At 72.4% G+C, this 18,812-nt stretch carries 17 protein-coding genes; 13 read left to right on the top strand and 4 right to left on the bottom strand.

What is annotated here, in order from left to right:
* Positions 1 to 20: 20 nt before the first annotated feature.
* Positions 21 to 530, bottom strand: coding sequence for an HAD domain-containing protein (locus tag V4Y03_RS05345; protein ID WP_332434179.1), 510 nt, complete (start codon positions 528 to 530; stop codon positions 21 to 23).
* Positions 531 to 615: 85 nt separating this feature from the next.
* Here V4Y03_RS05345 and V4Y03_RS05340 point away from each other — a divergent pair, with 85 nt between their 5' ends.
* Both V4Y03_RS05340 and V4Y03_RS05335 read left to right on the top strand, forming a co-directional pair.
* A complete protein-coding gene (locus V4Y03_RS05340) occupies positions 616 to 1,167 on the top strand; it encodes a TetR/AcrR family transcriptional regulator (protein ID WP_317876194.1) in 552 nt (183 codons plus the stop codon).
* Complete coding sequence (locus V4Y03_RS05335) at positions 1,164 to 2,711, top strand: MFS transporter (protein ID WP_317876193.1); 1,548 nt, start codon at positions 1,164 to 1,166, stop codon at positions 2,709 to 2,711. Before V4Y03_RS05340 ends, V4Y03_RS05335 begins: the two co-directional genes overlap by 4 nt.
* 115 nt (positions 2,712 to 2,826) lie before the next feature.
* Here the strand turns inward: V4Y03_RS05335 and V4Y03_RS05330 are convergent, their stop codons facing one another.
* The gene (locus V4Y03_RS05330; protein ID WP_317876192.1) at positions 2,827 to 3,498 is read right to left on the bottom strand and encodes a lysophospholipid acyltransferase family protein; all 672 of its coding nucleotides are present in this window, start codon (positions 3,496 to 3,498) and stop codon (positions 2,827 to 2,829) included.
* Between the two features lie 220 nt (positions 3,499 to 3,718).
* On the opposite strand from V4Y03_RS05330, the gene V4Y03_RS05325 reads away from it, so the two are divergent.
* The 3 genes from V4Y03_RS05325 (at position 3,719) to V4Y03_RS05315 (ending at position 6,167) form a co-directional block, all read left to right on the top strand.
* Complete coding sequence (locus V4Y03_RS05325; protein WP_332434178.1) at positions 3,719 to 4,900, top strand: glycerophosphodiester phosphodiesterase; 1,182 nt, start codon at positions 3,719 to 3,721, stop codon at positions 4,898 to 4,900.
* Positions 4,901 to 5,047: 147 nt separating this feature from the next.
* Positions 5,048 to 5,638 carry a sigma-70 family RNA polymerase sigma factor gene (locus tag V4Y03_RS05320; protein WP_332434177.1) on the top strand — a complete coding sequence of 197 codons (591 nt, stop codon included), beginning with the start codon at positions 5,048 to 5,050 and terminating at the stop codon, positions 5,636 to 5,638.
* 37 nt (positions 5,639 to 5,675) lie between these two features.
* The gene (locus V4Y03_RS05315) at positions 5,676 to 6,167 is read left to right on the top strand and encodes a GNAT family N-acetyltransferase (RefSeq protein ID WP_317876198.1); all 492 of its coding nucleotides are present in this window, start codon (positions 5,676 to 5,678) and stop codon (positions 6,165 to 6,167) included.
* Between the two features lies 1 nt (position 6,168).
* Here the strand turns inward: V4Y03_RS05315 and V4Y03_RS05310 are convergent, their stop codons facing one another.
* Positions 6,169 to 6,615 (bottom strand): hypothetical protein, encoded by a 447-nt coding sequence (locus V4Y03_RS05310; protein ID WP_317876189.1) that lies wholly within the window; start codon positions 6,613 to 6,615, stop codon positions 6,169 to 6,171.
* A gap of 2 nt (positions 6,616 to 6,617) precedes the next feature.
* Positions 6,618 to 6,980 carry a hypothetical protein gene (locus V4Y03_RS05305; RefSeq protein WP_317876188.1) on the bottom strand — a complete coding sequence of 121 codons (363 nt, stop codon included), beginning with the start codon at positions 6,978 to 6,980 and terminating at the stop codon, positions 6,618 to 6,620.
* A 610-nt stretch (positions 6,981 to 7,590) separates the two neighbouring features.
* Here V4Y03_RS05305 and V4Y03_RS05300 point away from each other — a divergent pair.
* From V4Y03_RS05300 to V4Y03_RS05265, 8 genes are all read left to right on the top strand, one after another.
* Complete coding sequence (locus V4Y03_RS05300) at positions 7,591 to 8,646, top strand: methionine ABC transporter ATP-binding protein (protein WP_332434176.1); 1,056 nt, start codon at positions 7,591 to 7,593, stop codon at positions 8,644 to 8,646.
* Positions 8,643 to 9,311: a methionine ABC transporter permease gene (locus V4Y03_RS05295; RefSeq protein ID WP_317876186.1), complete on the top strand. Its 669-nt coding sequence runs from the start codon at positions 8,643 to 8,645 to the stop codon at positions 9,309 to 9,311. The genes V4Y03_RS05300 and V4Y03_RS05295 overlap by 4 nt, the downstream gene beginning before the upstream one ends.
* 92 nt (positions 9,312 to 9,403) lie before the next feature.
* Positions 9,404 to 10,258, top strand: a complete 855-nt coding sequence (locus V4Y03_RS05290) for a MetQ/NlpA family ABC transporter substrate-binding protein (protein ID WP_332434175.1) — start codon at positions 9,404 to 9,406, stop codon at positions 10,256 to 10,258.
* Positions 10,259 to 10,467: 209 nt separating this feature from the next.
* Positions 10,468 to 11,103 carry a GNAT family N-acetyltransferase gene (locus tag V4Y03_RS05285; protein ID WP_332434174.1) on the top strand — a complete coding sequence of 212 codons (636 nt, stop codon included), beginning with the start codon at positions 10,468 to 10,470 and terminating at the stop codon, positions 11,101 to 11,103.
* A 70-nt stretch (positions 11,104 to 11,173) separates the two neighbouring features.
* Positions 11,174 to 12,397 carry a precorrin-6y C5,15-methyltransferase (decarboxylating) subunit CbiE gene (gene cbiE / locus V4Y03_RS05280; protein WP_332434173.1) on the top strand — a complete coding sequence of 408 codons (1,224 nt, stop codon included), beginning with the start codon at positions 11,174 to 11,176 and terminating at the stop codon, positions 12,395 to 12,397.
* A 329-nt stretch (positions 12,398 to 12,726) separates the two neighbouring features.
* Complete coding sequence (cobT, locus tag V4Y03_RS05275) at positions 12,727 to 16,176, top strand: nicotinate-nucleotide--dimethylbenzimidazole phosphoribosyltransferase (RefSeq protein ID WP_332434172.1); 3,450 nt, start codon at positions 12,727 to 12,729, stop codon at positions 16,174 to 16,176.
* A gap of 378 nt (positions 16,177 to 16,554) precedes the next feature.
* A complete protein-coding gene (cobA, locus tag V4Y03_RS05270; protein ID WP_332434171.1) occupies positions 16,555 to 17,808 on the top strand; it encodes a uroporphyrinogen-III C-methyltransferase in 1,254 nt (417 codons plus the stop codon).
* A 113-nt stretch (positions 17,809 to 17,921) separates the two neighbouring features.
* Positions 17,922 to 18,740, top strand: a complete 819-nt coding sequence (locus V4Y03_RS05265; protein WP_317877566.1) for a TrmH family RNA methyltransferase — start codon at positions 17,922 to 17,924, stop codon at positions 18,738 to 18,740.
* Positions 18,741 to 18,812: the final 72 nt, after the last annotated feature.

The raw sequence follows: 18,812 nt of genomic DNA, 5'->3' as shown, positions 1-18,812 counted from the left end.
CACCAGGCCCGCTCAGCAGTTCACAGCGCCGCCGCCCACTCCGCGAGTGCGTCGAAGTCCGGCCGGATCAGCCCGATCCGGGGGTCGACGTGCAGGAGCAGGGCGGCGGCGAGGTGGTTCCGCTCCACGTACTCGTGGTCGTACGAGGTGATGTCGTCGTCGACCCAGGCGAACGGCCGCCCGGCCGCGTACTCCAGGATGTACTGCGTCTTCCAGAAGGTCCCGCGAGGGGCCTTTCCGTGCATCTGGGGCCAGTCGATGAACGGCAGCTCGGGCAGCCCGAGATGGGGCCCGATCCAGTCGTTCGCCTCACCCTTCCAGGTCGTCGCCCAGACCGGCTCGTACGCCTCGGCGAGCGCGAGCAGCTCGTCGCCGTGCTCCGGATTCAGCCAGACCCGCAGCGGCTTCGTCCCGAACCATCCGCCGGGCCGCATCCGGTGCGTCGTGTACCCCTCGGGGCGCCGCTCGCGCTGTGCCGCGTACGGATTCAGTGGCCCGTCGACGTCGATCAGCAGCAGTGGCTTCGTCATGTTCACAGCATTCCGTTCCCGCCTGCGGTGAGGCGTCGAATTATCGAATGAGACATCGATGTCTCATTCGGTGTATGGTCGTCTCATGTCAGTCGATCGCATCCAGGTGCTCCGTGCCGCAGCCGCCCTGCTCACCCGCAAGGCGACCGCCACCATGGACGAGGTCGCCCGCGCCGCGGGGATCGGCCGGGCCACGCTGCACCGGCACTTCGCCGGGCGGGAGGCCCTGGTGCGGGCGCTCGAAGAGCTGGGCCTCCAGGAGCTGGAGGCGGCCCACGACCGGGCCCGCACCGCTGAAGGGCCCGCCGACGAGGCCGTACGCCGGCTCATCGCCGAGGTCGAGCCCGTCGCGCCGCTGCTCTCGTTCCTCGTGACCGAGAACCAGCTCTTCGAGGGCGACCAGCAGAACGACGGCTGGGAACGCCTCGACGCCCGGGTCTCCGCCCTCTTCCGGCGAGGCCAGGAAGAAGGCGTCTTCCGGATCGACCTGACCCCCGCCTGGCTCACCGAGGCCCTCTACGGGCTCATCGGTTCCGGCGCCTGGGCCGTGCAGGACGGCCGGGTCGCCGCCAAGGACTTCCAGTACATGATCGCCGAGCTGCTGCTCGGCGGAGCGCGCAGGAGCGTGGAGAAGTGACCACCACCACCGTCAGGAACACCGGACATACCGAGGGCGTGCGCGGCGGCCCCGGTCGGTGGCTCGCCCTGTCCGTCCTCGTCCTCGCCGTCCTCCTCGTGGCGGTCGACGCCACGGTGCTCGGACTCGCCACCCCCTTCCTCTCCGAGGACCTCAAGCCCACCGGCACCCAGCTCCTCTGGATCGGCGACGTCTACTCCTTCGTCATCGCCGGACTCCTGGTCTCCATGGGCAGCCTCGGCGACCGGATCGGCCGCAAGAAGCTGCTGCTCATCGGCGCCACCGCCTTCGGTGCCGTCTCCGTGCTGAACGCCTACGCCACCAGCCCCGAGATGATGATCGCGGCCCGCGCGCTGCTCGGTGTCGCCGGTGCCACCCTGATGCCGTCCACCCTGGCGCTCATCCGGAACCTCTTCCACGACCCGCGCGAGCGCAGCCTCGCCATCGGCATCTGGGGTGCCATGGCCTCGGCCGGCGCCGCCGTCGGTCCGGTCGTCGGCGGTTTCCTCCTCGAGCACTTCTGGTGGGGCTCGGTCTTCCTGATCAACCTGCCCGTCATGGCCGTCCTCGTGGTCGTCGGCATCAAGCTGATCCCCGAGTCCAAGAACCCGACCCAGGGTCCCTGGGACCTGCCCAGCGTGCTGCTCTCCCTCGTCGGCATGATCGGCATCGTCTACGCGATCAAGGAGCTGGCCTCCAAGGGGCCGTCGCTCGACGTGGGGCTCGCCGGGCTCGTCGGCGTGGGCGCCCTGACCTGGTTCGTCCGCAGGCAGCTGACCCTGCCGACGCCGCTCCTGGACATGCGGCTGTTCCGCCACCGCGGGTTCTCGGGCGCCGTCCTCGCCGACCTGCTGACGATCCTGGGCCTCTCCGGCCTGGTGTTCTTCCTGTCCCAGTTCTTCCAGCTGGTCCAGGGTCGCCAGCCGCTGGAGGCCGGTCTCGCCGAACTCCCCGCCGCCGTCGGCGCGGTCACGGCCGGTCTGATCGCGGGTCTCGTGGCCCGGCGCTTCTCCGTGCGGTCCGTGGTGGCCGGCGGTCTCGCGGCGGTCGGCCTCTCCCTCGCCGCCCTGACGACGATCGACCAGCACACCGGCTACCCGCTGCTCGGTGCCGCCCTGCTCGTCGTCGGTGTGGGCGCGGGCTTCGCGTTCACCGTCACCGCCGACGTGATCCTCTCCAGCGTCCCGAAGGAACAGGCCGGTTCCGCCTCGGCGGTCTCCGAGACCGCCTACGAACTGGGCGCCGCGCTCGGCATCGCCGTCCTCGGCTCGATCGTGACCGGAGTCTACCGGGGCTTCGCCACCCCGGCCGGTGTCCCGTCCGACGTCGCGTCAGCCGCCCACGAGTCGCTCGGCGGTGCGGCCGAGGCCTCCGGCGCCCTGGCACCGGACACCGCGACGGCCCTGATGTCCGCCGCCCAGGACGCCTTCGTCGACGGCCTGCGGATCGCGGCCGGCGTCGGCGCGGCGGTCCTCCTGGCCACGGCGGTCGCCGCCTGGTTCCTGCTCAAGGGCCAGAAGCTGGAGGACGGCGTCGAGCACTGACGCCCCGGGAACGAGGACGGCGTCGAGCACTGACGCCCCGGGAACACGACCGGAAACACGAAGGTGCCCCGTACAGCCGCCAGGCCGTACGGGGCACCTTCACACGTTCACGGCGCTATGCGGCCTTCGCCTTCGTGGCGTACATGTCCACGTACTCCTGCCCCGACAGCCGCATGACCTCGGCCATCACCGAGTCCGTCACCGCCCGCAGCACATAGCGGTCGCGGTCCATCCCGTCGTACCGCGAGAACTCCATCGCCTCGCCGAAGCGGACCGTCACCCGGCCCGGACGCGGGAAACCCGACCCGCCCGGCTGGATCTTGTCGGTGCCGATCATCGCGAACGGGATCACCGGCGCGCCCGTCATCAGAGTGAGCCGCGCGATGCCCGTACGGCCCCGGTACAGCCGGCCGTCGGGGGAGCGGGTGCCCTCCGGGTAGATCGAGAAGATCTTGCCCTCCTCGAGCACCCGGCGGCCGGTCATCAGCGCCGCGACACCGCCGCGGCCGCCGTCCCGGTCCACCGGGATCATGCCGACGCTGGTGAAGAACCAGGCCATCGCCCGGCCCTTGAGGCCCTTGCCCGTCACGTACTCGTCCTTGCCGATGAAATAGACCGGACGGTCCAGGCAGATCGGCATGATCATCGAGTCGATGAAGGTCAGGTGGTTGCCCGCGAGGATGACGGGACCGGTCCCCGGAATGTTCTCGGCGCCCTCCACGCGGGGGCGGAACATCAGGCGCATGACCGGCCCGAGCACTGCCTTGATGATCGCGAGACGGGACAACGGTTCCTCCGGTGGGACGCGGGTCAGTCGAGCTGACGGTGCAGCTGAGGACGATACTCGCGGGTCACCGCCACGCGCACATCGGGTTCACCGAGTGGATACGCAGTGTTGACGTGTGTTTCCGCCATGTTCGGCCGAGGTCTGCCACCCGTAGGGCCCCGGTGCCTAGCGTCGGGGACACCCGTCGACAGGTGCGGGACACCACACAGGAGGACACTTCATGACCCAGGGCGAACGCCGGACCCCGGCGCGGCGGACGGTTCTCGGAGCGGCGGGCGCCACCGTCCTCGGCGCCTCCACGGCCCTCACGGCCGGTACGGGCACGGCCCGGGCCGACGACCAGCGGACCAGTGGCGCGGCGCACGGCCACGGCCGCGGCTACCGCTCCCTCCCGGTCCCCACCGTCATCGGCCACCGCGGCGCCAGCGGATACCGGCCCGAGCACACCCTCGGCTCGTACCGGCTCGCCCTCGACCTCGGCGCCCACGTCATCGAGCAGGACCTCGTCCCCACCAAGGACGGGCACCTGGTCTGCCGCCACGAGAACGACATCACCGGCACCACCGACGTCGCCGACCACCCCGAGTTCGCGTCCCGGAAGACCACCAAGACCATCGACGGCACCGCCCTCACCGGCTGGTTCACCGAGGACTTCACGCTCGCCGAGCTCAAGACCCTGCGGGCCAAGGAGCGCATCCCGGGCACCCGCCAGGAGAACACCCTGTACGACGGCCGCTGGACCGTCCCCACCTTCGAGGAGGTGCTGCGCTGGGCCGAGGACGAGGGCCGCCGCCGGGGCCGCGAGGTCTGGCTGCACGTCGAGACCAAGCACCCCACGTACTTCCGCTCCCTCGGCCTCGGCCTGGAGGAGCGGCTCGCCAAGCAGCTCCGCCGGTACGGTCGCCACCGCGCGAACTCCCCGGTCTTCCTCCAGTCCTTCGAGCCGAGCAGCATCCAGCGGCTCGCCGAGCTGGTGGACGCGCCCGGCGTGGTCCTGCTCTCCGGCGCGAACAGCCGCCCCTGGGACTTCGTCCAGGCGGGGGACCCGCGCACGGTCGCGGACCTGGTCACGCCCAAGGGCCTGCGCTGGATCGCCTCGTACGCCCGGGGCATCGGCCCCACCCTCGACCTGGTCATCCCCAAGGACGCGAGCGGCCGGCTCGGCGACCCGACGACCCTGGTCCGGGACGCGCACGCGGAGGGCCTGATCCTCCACCCGTACACCCACCGCAACGAGAACAGCTTCCTGCCCGCGGACTTCCGCCGGGGCACGGACCCGACGGCGTACGGCGACGCCTTCGGCTCCCTGAAGCGGTACCTGGAGACGGGCATCGACGGCATCTTCGCCGACAACCCGGACACCGCGCTGCTCGCCGCCGCGGACCTCGGCACCCGCGGCTGACCGACCGCGACGACGGAGGCGGGGCGACGGAGCGGGCGGACGCTCCGGTACCCGTGTGCGGGCCCGACGGCCGGGCCCGCACACCCTCCCGGGTGGTTTGAACCCCGTATCGCAACCACGCCCGCGTACCCCGGCATCGTGCCGGTCATGACCACCCCCGGCACCACCCCCGCCGCAACCCCAGCCCCGGCCCCCGTCCAGGAGACCGCCCCCGGACTCCTCGCCGCCCTCGCGCCGCTGCTCGCCGCCGAGTCCGACGCCGAGGCGCCGGCCGCCGGTGTCGACCCGGGCGACCTCGAACAGGCCGTCTGGCTCCGCCTCCTCGAACAGCTGCGGGAGACCGGTGCCGCCCCCGAGCGGCCCGCCGAATGGCTGCGCCGGGCCGTCAGGGCCGAGGCCCGCCGGGCCCGCCGGACCAGCGACCGCGAACGCCCGTACCGCGACGAGCCCGTCCACGAGCCGGTCGGTGCCGAGCCCCACGGCTCCCCGGAACACTCCCTGATGGTCGCCGAGGGCCGTCGCGACCTGCTCGCCGCCGTCACCCGGACGCCGGGCCGCTGTCCCTGGGTGCTGACCGCGATGCTCGACCCCGAGGACCCCACCTACCAGGAAATCGCAGGAGAGTTGGGTATCTCACAGGGCAGTCTGGGGCCGATGCGTTCCCGTTGCCTGGGATGCCTGCGCAGAATGCTGACCGCAAAGGTTCCCGCCCCCGGCCGACGGGGAAGGGTGCGGTAAACCGATGATCGACCAGATGAGCGGGAGGCGTGCACACATGGGCCTGAGCGTGACCATCTCAGCAGCGGACGTGCGGGACGCGGAGCACATCCTGAAGCTGCAGTACCTCTGCTACCAGAGCGAGGCGGAGCTGTACGGGGACTGGTCCATCGAACCGCTCACCCAGTCCCTCGACGCCCTGCGCGCCGAACTGGACGAGGGACACGGGCTCGTGGCCCGGCTCGGTGACGAGGTCGTGGCCTCCGTGCGGGCCTGCGTCGACGAGGACGGCACGGTACGGATCGCCAAGCTGATCGTGCACCCCCGCATGCGGCGGCACGGTCTCGGCGGTCGGCTCCTCGACGGCATCGAGCGCCACTTCGCCGAAGCGGCCCCGGTCTCGAAGGCGTCCGCGAAGCGCTTCCAGCTCTTCACCGGCCACCGCAGCGAGGGCAACCTCCGCCTCTACCGCAGCAAGGGGTACGCCCAGGTCGCCACCCGCGAGCTGGGCCCCGGGCTCACCCTGGTGACCCTGGAGAAGGCCGCCTGACTCAGGCGGCCGGGGCCTCGGTACGCGACCGGCGCAGCCACCAGATGCCGGTCAGCGGCAGCAGCACCGGGATGAAGAGGTAGCCGTAGCCGAAGTCCGACCAGACCGTCGCGTCCGGGAAGGCGGACGGCTCCGCCAGCGTCCAGGCCCCGACGATCAGCACGCCCGCGAGCTCGGCGGCGCAGCACACCAGCGCCGCCCTGCGGGCCTTCTCCCCGCCGCGCACCAGCGTGTACGTGATGAAGACGTAGACGACCGCCGCCACCGCCGACAGGGAGTACGCGAGTGGCGCCCGGTCGAACTCGGAGGCGATCTGGTAGATCGAGCGCGAGACCGCGCCGACCGACATCACGCCGTACAGCCAGACCAGCAGCATGCCGGGGCCCGTGACGAGCCGGGTCTTCCCGCCCGGGGCGGCCTTCTCCTGCGTCTCCTGCGTCCCGGTCATGCTCAGCCCACCGTCCAGATGTCGTAGAGACGCACTTCGAGCACGGCGAGGACGACCGCGCCGGCGGCCACCGTGGCCGAACCCCACCGGCTGCGCTCCGCGAGCGACATGAATCCGGCGATGGGCACCGCGCACAGCGCCCCGATCAGATAGGCGACGAAGATCGTCGCCCCCTCCTCGGCCTTCTCGCCGCGCGCCAGCTGCACGATCCCGGCGATCAGCTGGACCACGACGAGGAAGGTCACCACGGCCATGCCGATGAAGTGCCAGTCCTTGGTCGGCTGGTCGCGGAAGGCGGCGAAGCCGCACCAGGCGGCGAGGGCGAGCGCGGCCACGGAGACCGCGACCGTCAGGACGTCAAGCATGCGCCCGAGGGTATTACGGTCCGGACGGCCGGATGCGCCCGCCCCCTGCCGCACCCCCGCGGCTCCCGCCGCTCCACCCCCGCCCCCCCGGTGCCCCCTGGCCCCCGAAGGTGGCCTTGGCCACAACCGGCCCCCGCACCCGCCCCCTCGCACCTCCGCGGGCCACCCGATCCACCGGCCCCTTCCCCGCAGGCCACACCGGGAAAGCGGACCGGAACCCCCGCCTCCACGCTGTCCGCATGACGTCTCAACGACGTCCGCTATTCGGACAGCCCCGTTTCGTTCGCACCTGCGCATGGTTTACTTGCACCCATGACCACGACGAGCAGCCGCACCCTTGCGACCGAGGCGATCACGACGCCCGGTGCTCGTTGTATGTGTCGAATGTGCGCCTTCTGAGGGCCCCCGCCTGAGTCCCGCGCCCCGAAGCGAGACCGACGGCCGCGCCGATCCGCCCGCCTTCCGGCGACGGACCGTGCCCGCCCCGCGCACCCCGCCGAACCCCGGTCACCCGCCGGAGCGGCTTCCGTGCGCCTGACTGTCCGAATCGACGAATGCCCCGTGCACGACGGACCCCGCGTCGCGCACTCGACAGTGACGGAAACCCCCTGTGATCACCACTTCGGGCCTGACCAAGGTCTATGAGTCGCGCGGCCGGCAGGTCACCGCTCTGGACGGCGTCGACCTCCACGTCCGCGAGGGCGAGGTCTTCGGCGTGATCGGCCAGAGCGGCGCCGGCAAGTCCTCGCTCATCCGCTGCGTCAACCTCCTGGAGCGCCCCACCTCCGGCACGGTGACCGTCGACGGCCTCGACCTCACCGCCCTCGCCGGCAAGGGCCGCCGCGCGGGCCGGGACCTGCGCCGGGCGCGCAGCAGCATCGGCATGGTCTTCCAGCACTTCAACCTGCTGTCCTCCCGCACGGTGAAGGACAACATCGAACTTCCCCTGGAGATCCTCGGCGTCTCCGGCGCCGAGCGTTCCCGCCGGGCCCTCGAACTCCTCGACCTGGTCGGCCTCGCCGACAAGGCGAAGTCCTACCCCGGCCAGCTCTCCGGCGGCCAGAAGCAGCGTGTGGGCATCGCCCGCGCCCTCGCCGGCGAGCCCAGGGTCCTGCTCTCCGACGAGGCCACCAGCGCCCTCGACCCGGAGACCACCCGCTCCATCCTCCAGCTGCTGCGGGACCTCAACCAGCAGCTCGGCCTCACCGTCCTCCTCATCACCCACGAGATGGACGTCGTGAAGACCATCTGCGACTCCGCCGCGCTGATGCAGCACGGCCGCGTCGTCGAGTCCGGCACCGTCGGCGAGCTGCTGGCCACCCCCGGCTCCCAGCTGGCGGCCGAACTCTTCCCGGTCAGCGGCTCGCACACCGGCCCCGACCGCACCGTCGTCGACGTCACCTTCCACGGTGAGTCCGCGACCCAGCCGGTCATCTCGCAGCTCTCCCGCACGTACAACATCGACATCTCGATCCTCGGGGCGGCGATGGACACCGTCGGCGGCAAGCAGATCGGCCGGATGCGGATCGAACTGCCCGGACGGTACGAGGACAACGTCGTCCCGGTCGGCTTCCTGCGCGAGCAGGGCCTCCAGGTCGAGGTCGTCGAAGAGGAATCGCAGGAGCCGGCCACCGCGCCCGTGCTGGTGAAGGAAGGTGCCAAGTGACCTGGTCCGAGATGCAGCCCCTGCTGGAGCAGGGCACCGTCGACACGCTCTACATGGTCCTGTGGGCCACCGTCGTCACCGTGCTCGGCGGCCTGCCGCTCGGCATCCTCCTCGTCCTCACGGACAAGGGCGGACTGCTGCAGAACCGGCCGGTGAACAAGATCGTCGGTGCGATCGTGAACGTCGGGCGTTCGCTGCCCTTCATCATCCTGCTGATCGCCCTGATCCCCTTCACCACCTTCGTCGTCGGCACCTTCATCGGCCCGACCGCGATGATCGTGCCGCTCGCCATCGGCGCCATCCCCTTCTTCGCCCGGCTCGTCGAGACCTCGGTCCGCGAGGTCGACCACGGACTCGTCGAGGCCGTCCAGGCCATGGGCGGCGGCATCCCCACCATCGTCCGCAAGGTGCTGCTCCCGCAGGCCCTGCCTTCGCTGATCTCGGGCGTCACCACCACGGTCATCGTCCTCATCGGCTACTCGGCGATGGCCGGCGCGGTCGGCGGCGAAGGCCTCGGATCCAAGGCCGTCACCTACGGATACCAGCGCTTCGACACCACGTTCATGCTGGTCACCGTGGTCGTGCTGGTCCTGATCGTGACCGTCGTCCAGCTCATCGGCGACGGGGTCGTACGACTCCTCGCCCGCCGGGGCCGTACCGCGTAACGCCCCCCGGCCACCCCAGACTTCGTCCTTCGAAGAACAGCCCGGACTTGTTGTCCAGGCGTCCACCGCTCCACCTGAAAGAGGCACTCTTCGTGCGTAAGAACATCAAGCTCACCGCCGGCATCGCCGCCACCGCCGCCCTCGCCCTCGGCCTCACCGCCTGCGGCACCTCCTCGGACCCGTCCTCCAAGGCGGCCGGCTCCGGAGACGCCGACAAGGCCCTCGTCGTCGCCGCGTCCCCGACGCCGCACGCCGACATCCTCAACTACGTCAAGGACAACCTGGCCGAGAAGGCCGGCCTGAAGCTGGAGGTGAAGGAGTTCACGGACTACATCCTGCCGAACACCGCCACCGAGACCGGCCAGGTCGACGCCAACTTCTTCCAGCACAAGCCGTACCTCGACGACTTCAACAAGAAGAACAACACCCACATCGTCCCGGTGGTCAACGTCCACCTGGAGCCGCTGGGCCTCTACTCCAAGAACCTCAAGTCGCTGAAGGACATCAAGGCGGGCCAGACCATCGCCGTCCCCAACGACACCACCAACGGCGGCCGCGCCCTCCAGCTGCTCGCCGACAACGGCCTGATCACGATCAAGCCCGGTGTCGGCACCAACGCCAAGATCTCCGACATCACCGACAAGAAGGGCCTGGAGTTCAAGGAGCTGGAGGCCGCCACCGTGCCCCGCGCCCTGAACGACGTGGACGCCGCCGTCATCAACGGCAACTTCGCCATCGAGGCCAAGCTTGAGCCGGCGAAGGACGCGCTGGCCCTGGAGAAGGCCGAGGGCAACCCCTACGCCAACTTCCTCGCCGTCAAGGAGGGCAACGAGAAGGACGCCCGCGTGCAGAAGCTCGCGAAGCTCCTCAACTCGCCCGAGGTGAAGAAGTACATCGAGGACACCTACAAGGGCTCGATCATCCCGGCCTTCGGCGCCGTCAAGTAACAGCCCCCGACGAGGACCATCGGCCGAGGGACCGTCAGACCGGTTCCCCCGTACGGTCCTTGGGCAGAAGGCCCCCGCATCCCGTCCGGTGCGCGGGGCCTTCGCCGCACCCCCGCCCGACACCCCACCCGGCCATGCGCGGCGGCGGCCGCATGCTGCATGCTGTGCGTTCACGGTCGATTCGGACGGTCCACGGCATGGAGCTGCGCATGACTACCACCTTTCCGGACATCTCCATCAACACGGACCGGTTGGTGCTGCGCGCGCTCGAAGAGGCGGACGCCCCCGCCCTCGCCGAGATGATGAACGACGAACTCGTGGCCGCATGGACCGCGGTGCCCCAGCCCTACACCGAGGCCGCGGCCCACCGATGGATCACCGAGTACGCCCCCGCCGAACGCGCCGCGGGCCGGGGCATCGACCTCGCCGTCACCGAGTTCCTCACCCAGCGCCTCGTCGGTGTCATCCAGCTGAGCAGGACCGACTGGCGGGTCCGCACCACCGAGATCTCCTACATCATCGCCCCCTGGGCACGCGGCGAGGGGTACGCCTCCGAGGCCGCCCTCGCCACCGCCCAGTGGCTCTTCGGCGACCAGGGGTTCGAACGTCTGGAACTCCGCACGGCCGCCGACAACACCGCCTCCCAGCAGGTGGCCCAGAAGATCGGCTGCATCAGCGAAGGCGTCCTGCGCAACGCCTGCATAGCCCGCACCCGCACCGAGGACGGCAGCTGGACCGATCTGCGCACCGACTTCATCGTCTGGGGCCTCCTCCCAGAGGACCTCGACGGCGTCGCCGACCAGATGGCCGAGGCCGGATACTCCTCCTTCACCGACTGGAGCTGAGCCCCGCCGGCCCGCGCGGGGTACGCTCGGCACACCTCCCGACCTGCGACGACACCAGGAGACGACGACGATGGCCGACCGCGTCACGGTGATCGGCTGGGACGGTTCGCCCCTCACCTCGGCGGCCCGGTCCGCGCTCTCCGCCGCCACCCTGGTGGCCGGCGCCGCCCACCACCTGGCGCTGCCCGAGGTGCCGCCCGCCGCCGAACGCATCCGCCTCGGCAGCGTCGACCTCGCCGCCCGCCGCATCGCCGGCCACCGCGGCACCGCCGTCGTCCTCGCCGACGGCGACCCCGGCTTCTTCGGCGTCGTCCGCACCCTGCGCGCCCCCGAACACGGCCTCGAGGTCGAGGTCGTCCCCGCCGTCTCCTCGGTCGCCGCCGCCTTCGCCCGCGCCGGCATGCCCTGGGAGGACGCCCGGATCGTCGTCGCCCACCAGCGCACCCTGCGCCGCGCCGTCAACGTCTGCCGCGCCCACCCCAAGGTCGCCGTCCTCACCTCGCCCGGCGCGGGACCCGCCGAACTCGCCCTTCTCCTCGAAGGGGTCCACCGCACCTTCGTCGTCTGCGAGGAGCTCGGCACCGACCGCGAACAGGTGTCCGTCCTCACCTCCGACAGGGCCGCCGACCACAGCTGGCGCGACCCCAACGTCGTCCTCGTCATCGGCGGCGGCACCACCGGCGGAACCCCCGGCACCCCCTGGCTGGCCGGCCAGGACACGGCGGCCCGGTCCGTACGGGGCTGGGGCCTGCCCATGGAGGAGTACGGGCACGAGGGCGGACGGACCGGCACCGGCGAGGACCCGTCGCTCCGCGCCGCCCAGCTCGCCCGCCTCGGCCCCCGCACCGGGGACCTCGTCTGGGACATCGGCTGCGCGGGCGGCGCCTTCGCCGTCGAGGCCGCCCGCTTCGGCGCCGCCGTCATCGCCGTGGACGCCGACCCGGCCGCCTGTGCCCGCACCGAGCAGGCCGCACGCCGCCACGGCGTACCCCTCCAGACCGTCCCGGGCCGCGCCCCGCACGTCCTGGAGAACCTGCCCGAACCCGATGTCGTACGGATCGCGGCGGGCGGCGTCCCCGTCGTCACGGCCTGCACCGACCGGCGACCGGAACGGATCGTCGCCCACGCCTCCACCCGCGACGAGGCCGAGGCGATCGGCGCCGCCCTCGCGGGCGGCGGCTACACGGTCGAGAGCCTCCTCCTCCAGACCGTCGGTCTCGACCCGGCCGACTGGTCGGAACGCGAGCGTTCCGTCGTGTTCCTGCTGTCCGGACGCAGGGCGAACTCCGCGTAGGCCCGCCGGGGCGACCCCACCCCCGACCGTGAGGCCCCCCGGAGACGGGTAGGCTGGCCGATTGTTGTACCGCATCCGGATGTTCGGCGATTCGTTCGGCAATGTCCTGATCGGGTGGCCGCTTTGTGCCGCTGACGTGGTACGCGACAAGGGGGGACCGCGCGACGTGGCGCAGTCCACAGAGCACCGTGGCGAATCTCCCTGCCACGAAGGCCGGGGGCCGCGACAATGTGTGGGTGTCCGCGTGTTCTTCGTGCCGCGCGGCGCACGCGCTCGTTGTTGTCGACGGGCGCAGGTCTGAAGGAACAAGCGATGGGCGAGGGGTACGCATGACGGACACCGGCCAGGTCCCGGGCGAGGGACTGCCGGAGAACTCAGGCATGGTCGAGCAGCCGGGCATCCCCGCTCCGGGCGCGTACACCTTCCTGGACCCCTCCGGTCACACCACAGAGGACGACGACCTGCTGCTGATGCCGGGCGCCCAGGGCGCCTGGAGCGAGCACCCGCCGGGCGTCCCGCCCGCGCCGCCGGTCGCCGTGCCGCCCCCGCCGATGGTCCCGAACCAGACGGCCCCCCAGCAGGGCGTACCGCACCAGGAGGCGCAGCCCCAGCCGGGCGACCCGCTCGCCGCGCCCCTGCCGGACCCGCTCACGGCCCCGCTCGACGCCGTGGCGCTCGCCGACGTCCTGACGGCCCCGCAGACGCAGACCCCGCCGCAGGGCGTCCCGCTCGCGCAGCCCATGGGCACCCCGACGCACGGCGTCCCGCTCGCGGGCACTCCGGCGCACGGAATCCCGGCCGAGCAGTTCGCCGGTACCCCCGCGCACGGCGTCCCGCTCGCCGGCACTCCGGCGCACGGCGTGCCCGTGCCACCGCACGAGGTTCCCGTGCCCCCGCACGAGCAGGTCGTCACCGACCACGGCTACGAGCCCGGCATCCTCGACACCGGCTCCGTCGACATCGGCGGGGTCCGCGTGCCCCCGCCCGCCCCGGCGCCCGCGCCCGGTCCGGCCCGCCGCCCGCTGCACATGGGCCCGCCCGTGCCCGAGGCCGGAGGGGTCGTCCTCTCGCTGGCCGACCGCGGCCCGGCCGCCGCGCCGGTCCCGCAGCCCGCCCCGGTCCCCGTGCCCGAGCCGCTCGTGGCCACCGGCCCCGCGCCGGTGCCGGTACGCAACCCGGGCCCGCCGACCACCGGCCCCGAGTACTTCGACATCGCGCAGGACCAGCAGCTCGCGCCGCAGGGCGCGGAGCCGTGGGCCGCGCAGCCGCCGGAGCCGGTGGCACAGCCGGCCCCCGCAGAAACGGTCGTCCCTCCGAACGGCCAGTTCGTGCAGGTCGAGGGCTCGGTCCCGACGACCCCGCACCTGGCCCCGGTCCCGGCCCCGCAGACCCCGGAAGCCGAACCGGCCGAGGCCCCCGAGCGGCAGGAGCCGTCGGAGCCCGTGGCGGCCACCCCGGTGGAGGCCGCCGAGGAGCCCGTGGCGGAGCCCACCGAGCCCCCGGCCGCCGAGGCCGTAGCGCCCGAGGCCACCGTCCCCGCACCGCGAGAGCCGGAGGCGGAAGCCGCCCCGGAGCCCGTACGGGAAGCGGAGCAGGCCCCGGAGACGGAGCCGCAGCCGGAGACGCCCGAGGAGCCGACGGAGCCCGAAGCCGAGGCGATCAGCACGCCCGAGGAGGCCCCCGTAGAGGTGGCGGCCGAGGAGCTCCCGCTGGTGGCGGAGGAAGCCCCCGAGCCCGTACCGGCGGAGGCGGAGCCCGCAGCGGCCGAGGAGCCCACGGAGACCCCCGAGCCGCTCGCGGCCGACGTGGCGACGCCCGCCACCGAGCCGGAGACCGCCGAGGCCGTCCCCGACACGGAGCCGGAGGCCACGGCGGCCCCCGACCTCGACGAGACCCCGAACCTCGACGCGGCCCCCGACCTCGATGCCGCTCCCGAGGCCGAGCCCGCTCCCGAGTCCGCTCCCGAGGCCGAGTCCGCTCCCGCGACCGAGCCGGCTCCCGCGACCGCGCCGGAAGAGGACCAGGAGTCCGCCCCCTCCCCGGAGTCCGCCCCGGCCCCGGGTTACGACGACGCCGAGCGCGAAGCGGTCCTCAGGGTCATGCGCGAGCGCCGCGACATCCGCAACGGCTTCCGCTCCGACCCGATCCCGCACGAGGTGCTGCTCCGCGTCCTGGAGGCCGCCCACACGGCCCCCAGCGTCGGCCACTCGCAGCCCTGGGACTTCGTCGTCATCCGCTCCGCCGAGACCCGGCAGACGATGCACGAACTGGCCGAGCGCCAGCGCGAGGCCTACGCCAAGTCGCTGCCCAAGGCCCGGGCGAAGCAGTTCAAGGAACTGAAGATCGAGGCGATCCTCGACACCCCGGTCAACATCGTGGTGACGGCGGACCCGACCCGGGGCGGTCGCCACACCCTCGGCCGCTACACGCAGCCGCAGATGGCCCCGTACTCCTCGGCGCTCGCGGTCGAGAACCTCTGGCTCGCGGCCCGGGCCGAAGGCCTCGGCGTGGGCTGGGTCAGCTTCTTCGACGAGCGCGAGATGGTCCGCACGCTGGGCCTCCCCGAGCACCTCGAAGTGGTCGCGTACCTCTGCGTCGGCTATGTCGACGAGTTCCCCGAGGAGCCCGAACTGATGCAGGCGGGCTGGTCCAAGCGCCGCCCGCTCGCCTGGGTCGTCCACGAGGAGACGTACGGCCGCCGCGCCCTGCCCGGCGAGGAGCCGCACGACCTCCTCCAGGAGACCATCGCCAACATCCGCCCGCTGGACGCCAAGGCGCTGGGCGAGGCCTGGGAGCGCCAGAAGCGCATGACCAAGCCCGCCGGGGCGCTGGGCATGCTGGAGATCATCTCCGCGCAGCTCTCCGGCCTCTCCCGGGTCTGCCCGCCGCCGATCCCGGAGCCCGCGGCGGTCGCGATCTTCGCCGGCGACCACGGTGTCCACGCCCAGGGCGTGACCCCGTGGCCGCAGGAGGTCACCGGCCAGATGGTGGCCAACTTCCTCGGCGGGGGAGCGGTCTGCAACGCCTTCGCCAACCAGGTGGGCGCCGAGGTCTGCGTCATCGACGTGGGCGTCGCCTCCGAACTCCCGGCCACGCCGGGCCTGCTTCCGCGCAAGGTCCGCCCGGGAACCGCTGACTTCACCACCGGCCTGGCGATGACCCGCGAAGAAGTACTGGCGGCGATCGAGGTGGGCATCGAGACGGCCCGCGACCTGGTGGCGGCAGGCAACAAGGCGCTGCTCACGGGCGAGATGGGCATCGCGAACACCACCGCGTCCGCCGCCCTGATCTCGGTCTACACGGGCGTCGACCCGACCGAGGTCACCGGCCGCGGCACGGGCATCAACGACGAGACGCACGCCCGCAAGGTGGATGTGGTCCGTCGCGCCCTCGACCTGCACAAGCCGGACCCGGCGGACCCGATCGGCGTCCTCGCGTCGGTCGGCGGCCTGGAGCACGCGGCCCTCGTCGGCCTGATCCTGGGCGCGGCGTCCCTCCGTACCCCGGTGATCCTGGACGGCGTCTCCACGGGCGCGGCGGCCCTGGTCGCCCGCGCCATCGCCCCCGAGTCGCTGGCGGCCTGCATCGCCGGCCACCGCAGCGCGGAGCCCGGCCATGTGGCCGCGCTCAACAAGCTGGGCCTGCGCCCCCTGGTCGACCTGGACCTCCGCCTCGGCGAGGGCACGGGCGCCCTGCTGGCCCTCCCGCTGGTGCAGAGCGCGGCCCGCGCGATGCACGAGGTGGCCACGTTCGACTCGGCGGGCGTCACCGAGAAGTAGGACCGCCGAAGCGTCCCCCACCCACATACGCGAGTGGGGGACGCGCAGGGACCGTGTTCGGGACGTAGAGCGTGATTGGTGGCGCGTGAACAGCACGCCCACAAGAACGGTCCCTGCACGCGCCGTGAATCATGCGGTCCCGAGCACGGTCCCGGAGCGGCCCCCACGGAAGGGGCCCACCGGGCGGGGCCACCGGAATCCCCCGAGACGCAGTGGGGAGACCGGATCGGCCCCGGGAGATCCGTCACGGCGGAAGCCCGGCCGAGCCCCCGGGAGATCCATCACAGCGTGACATGTAGCCGTCACCGATATCGTGGCCCCACCAGCCGCTTCACCGAAGCAGTGGCCAGCACCCACCCTCCGAGGAGCCGCTCACCCATGGCCGAGCACGCCGATCACACCGCCCAGCCGACGACGCACCCCGCCTACCCCGTGGGCCTGCGCCTGGCGGGCCGCCGCGTAGTCGTCCTCGGCGGCGGCCAGGTGGCCCAGCGCCGGCTGCCGGCCCTGATCGCCGCGGGCGCCGAGATCACACTGATCTCGCCGTCCGCGACCCCCTCCGTGGACGTGATGGCGGAGACGGGCGAGATCACCTGGATCAAGCGCCGGTACGAGGACGGGGACCTGGCCGACGCCTGGTACGCCCTGGTGGCGACCACGGACCCGGCCGCGAACGCCGCCGCGTCCGCCGAGGCCGAGCGGACCCGGACCTGGTGCGTGCGCTCGGACGACGCGGAGGCGGCCACCGCCTGGACCCCGGCCACCGGCCGCAGCGAGGGCGTGACCGTCGCCGTCCTCACCGGCCACGACCCCCGCCGCTCCGCCGCCGTGCGTGACGCGATCGTCGAGGGGCTCCGCGACGGTTCGATCGCCGCGCCCGCGCGCCGCGCCCGTACCCCCTTCGTCGCCCTGGTGGGCGGCGGCCCCGGCGACCCGGACCTGATCACGGTGCGAGGCCGCCGGCTGCTGGCGGATGCGGACGTGGTCATCGCGGACCGGCTCGGCCCCCGTGACCTCCTGGACGAGCTGCCGCCGCACGTCGAGGTGATCGACGCGGCGAAGATCCCGTACGGCCGTTTCATGGCCCAGGAGGCCATCAACAACGCGCTGATCGAGCACGCGAAGGCGGGCAGGTCCGTGGTACGGCTCAAGGGCGGCGACCCGTTCGTCTTCGGCCGGGGCATGGAGGAGGCCCAGGCGCTGGCCGCCGAGGGAATCGCCTGCACGGTGGTCCCGGGCATCTCCAGCTCGATCTCGGTCCCCGGTGCGGCCGGCATCCCGGTCACGCACCGCGGAGTGGCCCATGAGTTCACCGTGGTCAGCGGCCACGTGGCCCCCGACGACCCGCGCTCGCTGGTCGACTGGGCGTCCCTCGCGAAGCTGACCGGCACGCTCGTGATCCTCATGGGCGTGGACAAGATCGGGAAGATCGCCGAGGCGCTGATCGCCCACGGGAAGTCCCCGGACACCCCGCTGGCCCTGGTCCAGGAGGGCACCACGGCGTCGCAGCGCAGGGTGGACGCCACGCTGGCGACGGTAGCGGAGACGGTGAGGGCCCAGGAGGTCCGTCCGCCGGCGGTCATCGTGATCGGCGACGTGGTCAGGGAAGCCCCGGACCGCCTGGTGAAGTAGCCCGCGAGGGCGACCTCTCCAGGAAGCCGAAACCCGCACCCCCGACCCCCGGCAGGGCCCCCGAACCCGGCCGACACATTGGCACCACACCCCGGACAAGGCAGTATCACCTCGTGGCCGAACTCATCACGATCGACGATCCCGACGACCCGCGCCTGCGCGACTACACCGGTCTGACCGATGTCGAGCTCCGCCGGAGACGCGAGCCGGCCGAGGGCCTGTTCATCGCGGAGGGCGAGAAGGTCATCCGCCGGGCCCGGCAGGCCGGGTACGAGATGAGGTCGATGCTGCTCTCCGCGAAGTGGGTCGACGTGATGCGGGACGTCATCGACGAGGTCCCGGCGCCGGTGTACGCGATCCAGCCGGACCTCGCCGAACGCGTGACCGGCTACCACGTGCACCGGGGCGCGCTCGCCTCGATGCAGCGCAAGCCGCTCCCGGACGCGGCGGAGCTTCTGGGCGTCGCCCGGCGGGTGGTCGTGATGGAGTCGGTGAACGACCACACCAACATCGGCGCGATCTTCCGCAGCGCCGCCGCGCTCGGCATGGACGCGGTGCTGCTCTCGCCGGACTGCGCGGACCCGCTCTACCGCCGCTCGGTGAAGGTGTCGATGGGGGCGGTGTTCTCCGTCCCGTACGCGCGCCTGGACAGCTGGCCGCGGGGTCTGGAGGCCGTACGGGAGGCGGGGTTCAAGCTGCTCGCGCTCACTCCGGCCGAGAAGGCGATGTCGATCGACGAGGCTGCTCCGCACCGCCTGGAGCGGGTGGCGCTGATGCTGGGCGCGGAGGGCGACGGCCTGTCCACGCAGGCCCTGCGCGCCGCCGACGAGTGGGTCCGCATCCCGATGGCGCACGGCGTCGACTCGCTGAACGTCGGTGCGGCGGCGGCCGTCGCGTTCTACGCGGTGGCGACGGGCCGCCCGGAGTCCTGAGCCCGAAGTCCTGACTCCTGACCCCGGAGGCCTGACGCCGGAGTCCTCCCCGGAGTCCTGATCCCGGGGGGC

The sequence above is a fragment of the Streptomyces sp. P9-A4 genome (genome assembly GCF_036634195.1).
Classification (GTDB): Bacteria; Actinomycetota; Actinomycetes; order Streptomycetales; family Streptomycetaceae; genus Streptomyces.
Note: the sequence above shows the minus strand (reverse complement) of the source record. Positions and strands in the feature narration are given on the sequence as shown.